General features: G+C 45.7%; 10 protein-coding genes. 2 read left to right on the top strand and 8 right to left on the bottom strand.

All coding sequences use genetic code 11. From position 1 onward, the window contains the following. Window positions 1-16: 16 nt before the first annotated feature. The 5 genes from topA to BKB51_RS08465 form a co-directional block, all read right to left on the bottom strand. Complete coding sequence (topA, locus tag BKB51_RS08485) at window positions 17-2,689, bottom strand: type I DNA topoisomerase (protein ID WP_085900654.1); 2,673 nt, start codon at window positions 2,687-2,689, stop codon at window positions 17-19. Between the two features lie 133 nt (window positions 2,690-2,822). Further along, entirely contained in the window at window positions 2,823-3,968 is a 1,146-nt protein-coding gene (gene dprA / locus BKB51_RS08480; RefSeq protein WP_085900653.1) for a DNA-processing protein DprA, read from the bottom strand. 77 nt (window positions 3,969-4,045) lie between these two features. Then, entirely contained in the window at window positions 4,046-4,663 is a 618-nt protein-coding gene (plsY, locus tag BKB51_RS08475) for a glycerol-3-phosphate 1-O-acyltransferase PlsY (protein ID WP_085900652.1), read from the bottom strand. A gap of 57 nt (window positions 4,664-4,720) precedes the next feature. Then, complete coding sequence (pyrC, locus tag BKB51_RS08470) at window positions 4,721-6,022, bottom strand: dihydroorotase (protein WP_085900651.1); 1,302 nt, start codon at window positions 6,020-6,022, stop codon at window positions 4,721-4,723. Then, window positions 6,019-6,993 (bottom strand): aspartate carbamoyltransferase catalytic subunit, encoded by a 975-nt coding sequence (locus BKB51_RS08465; protein ID WP_085900650.1) that lies wholly within the window; start codon window positions 6,991-6,993, stop codon window positions 6,019-6,021. The genes pyrC and BKB51_RS08465 overlap by 4 nt, the downstream gene beginning before the upstream one ends. Window positions 6,994-7,124: 131 nt before the next feature. On the opposite strand from BKB51_RS08465, the gene BKB51_RS08460 reads away from it, so the two are divergent. Next, window positions 7,125-8,378 (top strand): hypothetical protein, encoded by a 1,254-nt coding sequence (locus BKB51_RS08460; protein WP_085900649.1) that lies wholly within the window; start codon window positions 7,125-7,127, stop codon window positions 8,376-8,378. Window positions 8,379-8,433: 55 nt separating this feature from the next. Here the strand turns inward: BKB51_RS08460 and BKB51_RS08455 are convergent, their stop codons facing one another. Next, window positions 8,434-9,660: a CaiB/BaiF CoA transferase family protein gene (locus tag BKB51_RS08455; RefSeq protein WP_085900648.1), complete on the bottom strand. Its 1,227-nt coding sequence runs from the start codon at window positions 9,658-9,660 to the stop codon at window positions 8,434-8,436. Between the two features lie 333 nt (window positions 9,661-9,993). Here BKB51_RS08455 and BKB51_RS08450 point away from each other — a divergent pair, with 333 nt between their 5' ends. Then, window positions 9,994-12,180 (top strand): sensor histidine kinase, encoded by a 2,187-nt coding sequence (locus BKB51_RS08450; protein WP_125911811.1) that lies wholly within the window; start codon window positions 9,994-9,996, stop codon window positions 12,178-12,180. A 12-nt stretch (window positions 12,181-12,192) separates the two neighbouring features. Here the strand turns inward: BKB51_RS08450 and BKB51_RS08445 are convergent, their stop codons facing one another. After that, the gene (locus BKB51_RS08445; RefSeq protein WP_085900646.1) at window positions 12,193-12,372 is read right to left on the bottom strand and encodes a PLDc N-terminal domain-containing protein; all 180 of its coding nucleotides are present in this window, start codon (window positions 12,370-12,372) and stop codon (window positions 12,193-12,195) included. Window positions 12,373-12,470: 98 nt separating this feature from the next. Then, window positions 12,471-12,689 (bottom strand): PLD nuclease N-terminal domain-containing protein, encoded by a 219-nt coding sequence (locus tag BKB51_RS08440; RefSeq protein WP_085900645.1) that lies wholly within the window; start codon window positions 12,687-12,689, stop codon window positions 12,471-12,473. Window positions 12,690-12,818 lie beyond the last annotated feature (129 nt).

The raw sequence follows: 12,818 nt of genomic DNA, 5'->3' as shown, positions 1-12,818 counted from the left end.
GCCCTTTTCCTAACTTTTATTCTTCAGTTTTCGCCGTCTTTTTGGCCAGAGCCTTTTTTGCAGCAGGTTTCTTCGCTGCGGTTGTTTTCTTAGCTGCAGGTTTCTTTGTTGTTGTTTTCTTGGTAGTGGACTTTTTCGCAGGAGCTTTCTTTTTCGCGGGTGCTTTTTTCTTCGTACCCTTTTTCTCCAACTGTTTTGTCAAAAGCTCTACCGCTTCTTCCAGTGTAATGGTGTCGACTTCTTTGTCTTTAGGCAAAGAGGCGTTCACTTTGTTCCATTTCACATAAGGACCATATCTGCCGGAGTGAACCGTAATATCAACGCTATCCTCTGGGTGTGCGCCGATTGTTCTAAGGGCAGCTGCTGGACCTCGCTTTGGAGCCTCTGCAATCAGGGCAACAGCTCTGTTCAGGCCGACAATCAGAACATCGTCATCTTTGGTCAGGGACTTAAAGGTTGATCCATGCTTCACATAGGGGCCAAACCGTCCAATCCCGGCAATAATCATGGCACCGTCATCCGGGTGAGGGCCAATATCACGAGGTAGAGATAGCAATCCTTGAGCAAGCTCAAAGGTTACATCGCTGATCGGGGTTCCTTTGGGTATGGAAACACGTTTAGGTTTGGTCTTCTCAACGGCTTCACCCAATTGAACATAAACGCCATAAGGGCCTTTGCGCAGGGTTACCGCAAGTTCTGTTGCGGGATCAATACCGAGCTCTTTTGGCTGGCTGAGATCGTTTTCCCCGCCTTCACCATCTGGCAGAGAGAGCTGGCGTGTATATCGGCAATCGGGATAATTCGAACAACCAATGAAGCCACCAGTTTTACCCAGCTTGATCCCCAGGCGTCCATCATCACAGGTCGGGCACTCTCTTGGATGTTTTGCATCCGCATCTTCCGGGGTCGGGAAGAAGTGATCGCTAAGATCTTCGTCGAGTGCTTCAATCACCTCTGTGATTGTCAGGCCTTTGGTTTCATCTACAGCCGAATGAAAAGCATCCCAGAAACCTCTGAGAACCTTTTTCCAATCAACGGAACCGGCGGAAATATCATCAAGCTGCGTTTCCAGATCAGCGGTAAAGTTGAACTCAACGTACTTGGAGAAGAAGTTACGTAAGAAGGTAACAACAATGCGCCCGCGATCCTCAGGTTTGAAGCGTTTCTTTTCCAGAACAACATAATCGCGATCTTGCAGAACCTGTATGATAGAAGCATAGGTTGACGGGCGTCCGATGCCCAGTTCTTCCATTTTCTTAACAAGGCTTGCTTCTGAATAACGCGGCGGAGGCTGGGTAAAGTGCTGTTCTTTTTCAATCTCTTCGCGGTTGGCGATGTCGCCTTCGGTCAGTTTTGGTAGGCGACGGTCATCATCCTGACCGTCTTTTTCGTCGTCTTTGTCTTCTTTATATAGCTTTAAGAAGCCATCAAATCTCAAAACTGACCCGTTGGCGCGAAGAACGGCTTGCCCTTGGGCAACGTCGATGTCCACGGCAACCTGATCCAGAATGGCACTTTCCATCTGACTGGCGACGGTTCTGTTCCATATCAACTCGTAGAGTTTACGCCCTTCATCATCAAGATGGGCAACGACATCGCGTGGCAACAACTCAAGATTTGTCGGGCGGATCGCTTCGTGCGCTTCCTGGGCGTTCTTGGCTTTGCTTTTATAAACCCGCGGATTTGCGGGCAGATAATCTTTGCCATATTGCTTGGCAATAAGATCGCGTCCGGAAGTAATGGCATCTGCGGAAAGGCTGACACCATCAGTACGCATATAGGTAATCAGACCAACGGTCTCGCCGCCAAGATCAACCCCTTCGTAAAGCTTCTGAGCAATGCGCATTGTTCGTGACGCACCGAACCCGAGCTTACGAGACGCTTCTTGTTGAAGGGTCGAGGTCGTAAAGGGCGGTTGCGGGTTCCGGCGAGATTGCTTTTTCTCGACTGTGTTAATCGTAAAGCTGGTGGCATCTTCCAGTAGCTGAACGGCATCTTGTGCGGCGGCAGCATTGGCAAGATCGAATTTGTCGAGCTTTTTGCCTCTGAGTTGTGTCAAACGGGCGCCGTATTTCTGTCCATCTGCTGTCGAAAGCTTGGCATCAACAGTCCAATATTCTTGTGGTTTGAAAATCTCAATTTCGGATTCCCGGTCACAGATCAGACGAAGAGCCACAGATTGAACACGACCTGCTGAACGACTTCCCGGTAGTTTGCGCCAAAGAACAGGGGACAGGGTGAAGCCGAACAGATAATCAAGCGCGCGGCGGGCGAGGTAAGCCTCTACCAGCTCCATATTCAGTTCTCTTGGTTCTGAAAAGGCTTGCTGGATTGCGGTTTTCGTAACTTCGTTAAAAACAACCCGGGAAACTTTTTTGCCCTTGAGTTTTTTCCGTCTTTCAAGCTCTTCAGCCAGATGCCAGGAAATAGCCTCTCCCTCTCTGTCGGGGTCGGTCGCGAGGATCAGTTGATCAGCATCTTTCAGAGCCGCGATAATATCTTTCAGACGTTTTTCAGATCCGCTATCCACTTGCCATGACATTGCAAAATCTTCGTCAGGGTCCACTGATCCATCCTTTGGGGGAAGGTCGCGCACATGCCCGTAACTGGCGAGGACATGATAATCTTCACCCAGATATTTGTTGATTGTTTTGGCTTTCGCCGGTGATTCAACAACGACAATGTTCATAGCTTCGGGTACTACCTACGTCTAAAATTCTCGGTTACTAACAGAAATCGGTTCTGTTACCTAATACTTCTGATACTGATATTCTGATATCGGGAATAACGCCTGATATCATAAATTTTCCTCAAGATATCTCTCAAGGGATCAAGGCAACACGGTTTCCCGGCTGCCATTCGATCTGTCCTGCCAGTTCAAATTCCAGCAAGATACCATTCAATTCTGTTGGCGATAGCTGGCTCTGTCGGAGCAGGTCATCTACATATACTGGGCTAGGACCTAACAACTCTTTTACAGAAAGTCGAGCATCAACCGCATTAACGGGTGTTTTTTTCTCAGTTACGATATTTAAAAGGGGTGTAGAAGATTCTGTTCCAGCCTTTTTTCTTTTTGATTTTTTGATCGATGGATCAAAGGGACGTTCAAGAGCTTCGACGATATCCTGTGCTGTTTCGACCAGGATTGCCCCTTGTTTGATCAAGGCGTTGCCGCCCTTGCTTCTAGGATCAAGAGGACTGCCCGGGATGGCCATGGTCTCTCTGCCCTGTTCCTGTGCTAATCTGGCTGTAATCATCGATCCTGACTTGAGGGAGGCTTCGATAACAACAACGCCCCGGCTTAAGCCGGAAACCAGACGGTTGCGGCGTGGGAAGTGTTTGGCTTGCGGCTCACTGCCCAAGGGCATTTCCGAAATAAGAGCTCCGTTTTCGATAATCGCTTCATAAAGAAGCTTGTTCTCTGGTGGATAAATGACATCCAGTCCACCAGCTACGGCGGCGATTGTTCCATTTTGTATGGCCCCTTGATGTGCGGCGGTATCAATGCCTCTGGCAAGACCTGATGCAATGAGAAAACCAAATTGACCCAGATTCTGTGCAAGTTCTTTTGCCAGAGTAATCCCGTTTGAAGAGGCATTTCTGGCGCCGACAATTGCAACGGTTCTTTTTTTGAGAAACTGTGTATTGCCAAGAACTTGTATGAGAGGTGGAGCATCAGGAATTTGCGCAAGCAAAGGTGGGTAATTCTCTTCACCATAAGCGATGAGTTCTGCCCCGAAATTTTCAATCCTGACTAGTTCATGATCAATATTTGACCGTTTTATAACCGGGTCTTTTTGATTATTCTTTATCGCTTTTGCTGTTAAGGCTTTCAGCGCCTCGTGCGCTGATCCGAAGCGTTCCAAGAGTTTGTAAAAAGTTATTGGTCCGACAGATCTGGATCGGATTAATTGAAGCCAATCAAGCTTTTCTTCCAGATTTGTGGGGGGCTTTACGGTGTCCAACATACCTTTATTTGGGGTGTTGTTGGGGGATGAGTCAACCCTGAAGTGCTATATTGAAGTGTACTGGAATACTGAAATGATCATTTCTTTTGTCCGATTTTAGGCTCTTCACCTTTGATCAGGCGTTTGATATTTTCGTGATGTCGTACCCAAACCAGAACAGCCAGTAAGGCGGTCAATTCAACCATCTGAAGGTCGTGATGAATAACCCAGACCGCAATGGGGGTCGCCAGCATTGCCATAAGGGCTGACAGGGATGACATGCGCAGGGTCAAAGCCGTTAGCAGCCATGTTAGACAGGCCACAAGGCCGACCATCCACGAGAGAGCGATGACCACACCCAGAGTTGTGGCAACACCTTTTCCACCTTTGAATTTGAGCCAAACAGGAAAAAGATGACCGAGGACGGAGCCAAGGGCCGCAATCAACGCGAGGTCTGGTCCCCAAAGGGCTGCAACCAAAACGGCAGCAGCACCTTTCCCGCTATCGCATATCAAGGTGAGGAGAGCGAGACCCTTGCGGCCCGTCCGTAGTACATTGGTTGCCCCAATGTTTCCTGATCCAATTTGGCGAATGTCCCCCAAGCCAAAGAGACGGGTAATGACAAGTCCGAAAGGAACAGACCCCAACAGATAACTTCCTGCAAATGCTAACAGATAAAAGGGAGCCACATGGCTCCATGATATGGGGTCTGGCATAAAATACAGGTCCTTGTATGGCTGAGTTAGAGCTTGATTGGGCTCAGGCGGTAAATTTTATCGTTCATAGATTGTACGCCCATCAACCACGGTTCGTAAAACTTTTCCTTGGGCTGGGAACCCTGTGAAAGGAGAGTTCTTCGATTTACTTCTAAACTTTTCGGGATCAATGAAATATGGGCTGTCCGGGTTGAAAAGTACAAGATCAGCAGCTGCACCCTTTGCAATTCTCCCAACTGGTAATCCCAAGATCTCAGCAGGTTTATTGGTTACGAGTGCGAGGCAATCCAAAAGCGAGAGCGCTTTTTTATGGTAGAGTTGAAGCGCGAGCGGGAAAAGAGTTTCCAATCCGACAATACCAAATTCTGCCTGAGCAAAAGGAAGGCGCTTTGAATCCTGATCATGTGGGCTGTGGTCGCTGGCGATTGCATCAATTGTACCGTCTGCCAAGCCTTGGAAGATGGCTTCACGATCTTCTTCAGAACGAAGGGGCGGGGATACCTTGGCAAAAGTTCTGTAATCAAGAACAGAGTTTTCGTTCAGACAGAAATAATGTGGGGCAGTATCACAGGTAACTGGCAAACCACGGGCCTTGGCCTGACGAATAATTTCAACAGCCCCGGCAGTTGATAGATGCGCCGCGTGATAGCGTCCACCTGTCATTTCCACAAGACGCATATCCCGTTCGACCATAATGATCTCTGCATGGGTCGGAATACCCGACAGGCCCATTCGTGTAGAGATCTCACCTCCATTCATGACGCCGCCAGCAAGAGACGGTTCTTCCGGGTGTTGTACGATGAGAGCATTAAAGGTTTTGGCATAGCTCAGCGCACGGCGCATAGTTTGCGCATTAGCGATGGCTTTGGTGCTGTCCGTAAAGGCCACTGCGCCAAATTCCGAAAGCAAGCCAAATTCTGTTAGCTCTTTCCCTTCAAGGCGCTTTGTTAATGCGCCATAGGGGAAAATCTTGACCATTTTTACTTCACGGGCCCGACGGGCGACGTACTCGACGCCGGAGACATCATCCAGTACGGGTGTAGAATCCGGTAACGCAGCGATAGAGGTGATGCCACCGGCTGCTGCGGCTTGGCCTGCTGTGAGGATAGTTTCTTTGTGTTCATCGCCGGGTTCGCGAAGGTGAACCCGAATATCAACAAGACCTGGCGCAAGGTGATGTCCTTGGCAATCGATAGTCTCAATACCCTCTGGAACACCGTCTTTGAATAGGTCGGGGCCGAAATCTGCAATATGGATGCCTTCGGTTAATAAGGCGCCTTTTGTATCAAGGCCACTTGCTGGATCTATCAGATGGGCGTTTTTATAAGCGCGTTTTGTCTTGTTATCGAGCTGGCTCATGATTTCACTCCGTCTGACAAGGTACCCTGTGTCAGGGCATGTAAACAGGCCATACGTACAGCGACACCCATTTCTACCTGTGTCCTGATCAGTGATCGATCCAGATCATCGGCCAGTTCACTATCAATCTCAACACCACGGTTCATGGGACCGGGATGCATGACCAAGGCATCTGGCTTTGCCATTGCCAACTTTTCCTGATCCAGACCGAAGTATCTGAAATACTCGCGGACGGAAGGAACAAAGGATCCCTGCATGCGTTCAAGTTGCAGCCTGAGCATCATGACAATATCGCACCCTTCCAGACCTTCTTTCATGTTGTGGAAAGTCTCGACGCCCATACGGTCAACGGAAGACGGCAGAAGCGTTGGCGGCGCAATCAGGCGAACTTCCGCGCCCATTGTATTCAACAGATGGATGTTTGACCGGGCCACCCGGCTATGGGCGACATCGCCGCAAATAGCGACGCGCAGTCCGTAAAGATCACCTTTGCGACGGCGGATCGTCAGGGCATCAAGCAGGGCCTGGGTCGGGTGTTCATGGCTGCCGTCACCGGCATTGATAACCGAGCCATTTACTTTTTCTGAAAGGAGCTTTACCGCCCCTGAATCTGAATGCCGGACGACCATGACATCGGGATGCATTGCATTGAGTGTCATGGCGGTATCAACCAGTGTTTCGCCTTTTTTGATAGAGCTAGAGGCAACAGTCATGTTGATAACGTCTGCGCCCAGACGTTTGGCTGCCAGTTCAAAAGAAGTACGTGTTCTGGTGGAATTCTCGAAAAAGAGATTAATCACCGTGCGACCCTCTAACAAATCAATGGTCTTTTTCACGGCGCGATTCTGGTCAACATAGCCATCGGCTAGGTCAAGCAAGTTGGAAATCTGATCAGCTCTCAGGCCCTCTATTCCTAGCAGGTGCCCGTGGCCAGTCTGGCCAGCAGCGATCGTTTCAGCATATGTCGTCATTAAAACCGCAATATGTCATCGAAGTGAGAAGAGTGCAATATATGAAATTTGATTGAAAATTAAGATTGCATTCAACTTTGTGTTGTAGTGATGTGAAGGGGAATAAGCTATTAGTATTTAGGTATGTTTATATGAGCGATTTGAGGCTTGTTGTTTTTGTTTTTTTTCTCGGCTTTGCTGTTTTCTTTGGTTTATTTCGTTTTACTGAAAATGATAGTCATATTGAGATTGTCGAAGATATTCCGTCTAAATCAGGTAAATCGGTAACAGCATCTTTCTGGGAGGGAATTGGTATCTCGCTTGGGCTGATCCCGGAAGTAGAACATCCGCATTTTCTTAGTGCTTCTCGCCAATCCAGTTTATGCGGTATCGCACGACCTTCCAGGGATGCCCTTATTGTTTGGGTTAAGGCTGGGTACAGCGATTTTGTCTCTCCAATTCAGATTGATAGCGGTACTGATGCGCGCGTTCCAACTGGTTTAATTAATGTAAGTGTTGGGGAATTTAAGAAACCTGTGTTCTTATTCCTTCAATCTCATACTGGTGTTGTTTGGAATTTGAATGTACCTGATTCTGTGAAGGTTGAAGGTGTGGTTTCTTTGTCAATGATCCCGTCTGCGATAGCCAACAGTCCCGACAAAACGAACAAGTTGGTCATTACTCATGACGTTGGGAAAGGAACGGTTTGTCCAATTTTTAGAATGTATCCGGACAATGAACCCGGGATGGAAGTTTTTCAGAAAGAAGTGTCTGCCTATCTTGGGCGCAAGCCTGATCGTATGGTTATTGAAGAATCGATGAGTCTAGCGGTTATTAGAAGCAAAGATGCACCTTCTCAAGGGCTATCGCGACTGGACGCCAGGAAAATTTACTCACCATCTAACATGCTTTTGGGGAAGAAGCCTTATAAAGAGTTGTATGTGGAACCTGCTAGGAATACGGGCGAGGTTTTGAGAATTGATCGTGACGAGGCTGTAAGTGTTTTAACGGCATCTAATGGCAATATTAGTGAAGATACTAAAAGTGAGATTATGGACCAGTTTTTATATGTCCCCGAAAATTATCGTCTCATTAGAGCAGATTTTTCACCGCCCAGTAATTTCTTAAATGAAATACCAAGAACGTTTTTTATTCCATCGGATGTTTCTCTTGAAGGTATTCGAATCCCGCCGAGTATAAATCCTGAACCCAGGCTTCCAGCCGCTTTGAAACCGGCCCCACAGTTAGGTGAGATAACAGAGGAAGAAGATAATCCTTCTGACAGTTTTGAAAATTCAGTTCGTATGGAAAAAAGTGATAAATATTTCAGGCGTATAGGTAAACATGCTTTCGCGCCGCTGGAGTTAACAGCAGCGCAGATTCTTGAACTTATTGACCAAAATTAAAGCGTTTTTAAGCCCATGGTTTTGAAAACGGTCAAAGAAAATTAGCCGTTATAGGTTAAATAACGCCTCCTTTTTTTAGCTTTTTTAGCTCCAATGGTTTTGTTCTTAACAGTTCTTCCAAAACCTCTTGTGTATCTTGTCCCATGCTTGGCGGTGATTTGCGGTAATCAACGGGGGTTTGGGAGAATTTCATCGGGCTGCCGATTAAGTCGACGGACCCTTGTGCTGCTGTTGGGTGGGGCATCGAAATTTTCATCTCTCTGGCCTGTGTTTGCGGGTGTGCAAAAACACCTTTCATATCATTGACCGGTCCACAGGGAACGCCAAGAGGAGGTAGGTTTTCTATCCAGTATTCTGAAGGGTGTTGGGATGTGATGTCACCAATGAGAGAATAAAGTTCGTCCCGGTTTCTAATGCGGTTTTGATTGGTATGAAAACGTTCATCATGAAACAGGTTCATGCAATCAGCAAAGTGACAGAACTTTTCGTATTGGCCATCATTTCCAATGGCGAGAATAAAGTGACCATTATCGGAGGGAACAACATTATAAGGAACAATATTGGGGTGTCCGTTACCTAAACGGGGCGGGAGTTCGCCTGACGTCAGATAATAAAGTCCCTGATTGGCAAGCCAGGCAATTTGGGTATCTAGCAGCGAGACGTCGATGTATTGCCCTTCGCCTGTTTGGTTTCGGTGATGAAGAGCGGCTAGGATCGCATTGCTTGCGTACATCCCGCACATCAGATCTACGATGGCGACGCCAACTTTCATTGGTTGTCCATCGGGTTCGCCAGTCAAGCTCATGATGCCACCCATGCCTTGAATGAGAAAGTCGTACCCGGCCTGAGGAGCGTAGGGGCCTGTTTGGCCGAAACCTGTGATAGAACAGTATATAAGGTTAGGGAATTCTTCCTTTAAGTCATCATAGGAAAGGCCGTACTTGGCAAGCCCACCGACCTTGAAGTTTTCAACCAGAATATCACTTTTCGCAATAAGCTGTTTTGCCAGTTTTTGCCCCTCAGCTTGAGAAATATCCAAACTGATAGAACGTTTATTTCTATTCGCAGACAGGTAATAAGCGCTTTCGTCTGTGTCATTGCCTTCTTTGTCCTTGAGGAAAGGAGGGCCCCACTTGCGCGTATCATCCCCTTGGCCAGGACGTTCTACTTTTATGACATCAGCACCCATATCACCGAGCATTTGTGTACAGCTTGGGCCCGCCATAATACGTGAAAGATCGAAAACACGTAATCCTGACAGAGGACCAGTAGGCTTGGTCATAAGAATATCCTCAAAGCTTAAGTTGGGGGGAACCCAATTTTGTACGGCAAAAACAATTGTTAGATGGAAAGTCTAAAAAGAGGGGGAAGCAGATGCAACGGGCAAAGTGCTGATCACCTACTTTTGTTCAAACTGTCCCATTTAGTAGAATTTTTTTCACCCATAAGATGCTTTGGGGAATAAGGCCGTTATCGCAATAACTTTCAAATTATGACGATAGTAATCCTGAATAGATGAATTTTATATATTTTAAAACAAGGGTTTGATAATTATTTCGTTAGTTATTAGGATAGATTATCATTCGCGTTATTGGTTTTGAAGCAGGCAACGATTTTGGATAGAAAACGCCGCTTAATTGTATACGGGCTTTATATACAGATTGCCTGTGTTATTGGTCTGACGTTATCTTTGATGATCGGAGCACTTTGGTATGCTGTCAACAAACAGGATACTGTTGTCAAAGAGAACTATGCAAACCTGATTCAAGAGTTTTTGAATAAGGATCTAAAAGAGCAGATCTATCTGGCTAATGATTATAGTTATTGGGATGAAATTTATTTTAATCTTTTGGTTGATGATGAGATTGCTTGGGCAAAAGAAAACTTGGGGGATACCTTCTCTCATAATAATAGCTTGGCAGAAGTTGTTGTCCTTGATCGTCAACTAAATCAGATTTTTCATCATCAAAATCCTAACCTTGGTAATACCAGCCTACTTAATAAACGAGATCTGAAAAATTCTATTAGAAGTGAAGTTAACTATTTAATTCAAAATGTTAAGCGCCGGCAGCCCGAAACGGCAACTTCGGGAAGCTTTATCGTTTACAATAACCTTCTTTATATAATTTCAGTTGGCGCGATTAACCCGGATAGTCATGAATTTGATGATTCAGGGCAAACTCACAAGGGATATCTATTACTCGTACGCAGAGTTGAATTCACAGAAATACTCTCTTTTGCGCAATATCTTGGTATTAAGAATTTAAAGTTTTCTCCCTTGTCCAAAGAAGAACCGGTTAATGGATTCCTCTTGTTTTCGAAATCGGGCATTCCAATTGGTTCTATGGATTGGAATTTGACTTTAAAAGGGGGAAGCTCTTTTGAGGACAGTTTACCTTGGATATTGCCAGGCCTTCTTTTTCTGGCGTTAATTATATGGCTCATTGTCAAAAGGGGGCATTCAGTCATCACCCTTTTGACGGATGAAGCTTCAATACGTGCATTCAAGAGGGAAAAACTTGAAGAGCAAGCCCAGGGGTTAAAATCTCTTGTCGATGAAAATCTTCGCTCCAGCGAGCAAGGTGAAAGCAGCTTAAAACTGTCGGTAGAGATCTTAAGTCGTACGTTGAAAGCTGATGAAGCTACGATTTGGTTGTTTGATGGAAATAGGGAAGAGGCTCATTGCCATAGTCGTTATCTATTTGCGCCTGATCAACATGCAGAAGTTTTGCCAACCCTTCGAGATAACGAATTAAATGAACTTATTCTTCGCATTGAGACCGACAGACATTTGGTTTCATCCAGTGATGTGGCAAAAAGTTATCTGAATAAATTCTGGCATTTAATCTACGGCAACTATGAAGGTGAGTGCATTCTGACTGTTGGTATTTTTCAGCATGATTACCTAAAAGGTTTTTTGTCTGTAAAGCGTCAGGGGGTCACAGCCGAATGGGCCGTAGAAGAGGTTACCTTTGCCCAGTCCGTAAGTAATCTTCTATCACTTGTTCTGGAGAAAAATGAGAGACTTTTAATCGAACAGGACTTGGTGCTGGCCAAAGATGAAGCCGTTGCTGCGAATAAAGCGAAATCAGAATTCTTGGCAAATATGAGTCATGAATTACGAACGCCATTAAATGCAATTATCGGCTTTTCTGACATCATACAAAAAGAACTAAATGGCCCGGTTTCTCCGGTGGAATACAGAGATTACGCCGCTGATATTCACAGCAGTGGTACGCATTTATTGAGCTTGATTTCTGACATCCTTGATATTTCAAAGATTGAGGCCAGAAGTTATAAAATTCATCCAGAGGCTACGGATATTTGTGCCGTAGCAAAAGCTGTTGGGCGCTTGATTTCTGTTAAGGCCGGGGAGAAAAAGATAACACTTAACTACGACTTTGATAATGATATTCCGCCCATCCATGCTGATCAACGGGCGTTAAAACAAGTGCTTTTAAATTTGTTGGCTAACGCGGTGAAGTTCTCTCACCCAGGCGGGGTTGTCAACTTCTCTGTACGTATGGGGGATGATGCCAACGCCAAAATTTTAATAGAGGATTTTGGCGTTGGAATAGAACAAAAGCATATGGAGAGAATTGGCCAGGTTTTTTACCAGGGAGACAGTTCAATCAGCAAACAGCACGAAGGCTCAGGCCTTGGATTATATATATCCAAAAACCTTTGCGAGATGCACGGCGGATCAATGGAAATTAAAAGCGAGCATGGTAAGGGCACGCTTTTAATCCTGAACTGGCCAAAATCTAGTGAGAGCTCTCTGTCGCAGCAAAAGGCGATTTGAGCCGTGGGGGGGCTATTTAGGGCCCATCAAGAACCATAGAATAAGCCCGATTACTGGTAAGAGCAGGATAAGAACAATCCAGAGTACTTTCGAGCCTGTCGTTGCGCCGCTTTGGAAAATTTTCACAATTGCCCAGATATTTGCAACCAAAAGCAAGAGACCCAGGATGCCACCATATTCGAAGCCAAACATTTTGATGCCTTTCTATTTAAAGCATTGTTATCACTTGCAGGAAAAGTAAATCTTATTTTACAGAAATGATATTCGTATGATTACGAATATATAGGGTTTTATCGGCGAAATCCCAGTTTTTCCTGATGTAAGCTTTCTTTACGGGGGCCAATGAAATACCACAATGCGCAACCAAGGGCGGGCAAAATAAAAATTGTGATTGTCCATAGGACCTTAACAGCAGACCTTTCTTCACTTTGAAAGATTTTTGCTACGACCCATAAACTGACAAGAAAAATGGGTATAACAATAACGCTGCCGGTTTCCAGGCTAAACATTTTGCTTTCCTTTTTGACAGGTTTCTCTTTTAAGAAATTTTTAGCGAGCTAAAACAGATGTAAGTACGTTTTTTGTGTGGATGCGGGAGAGAAAGTACCCGCAATGCGAGAATGTAAACATTCGTATAA

This window comes from Kiloniella majae, from assembly GCF_002118315.1.
GTDB classification, from domain to species: domain Bacteria; phylum Pseudomonadota; class Alphaproteobacteria; order Kiloniellales; family Kiloniellaceae; genus Kiloniella; species Kiloniella majae.
This window is presented reverse-complemented; position numbering and strand designations above follow the sequence as displayed.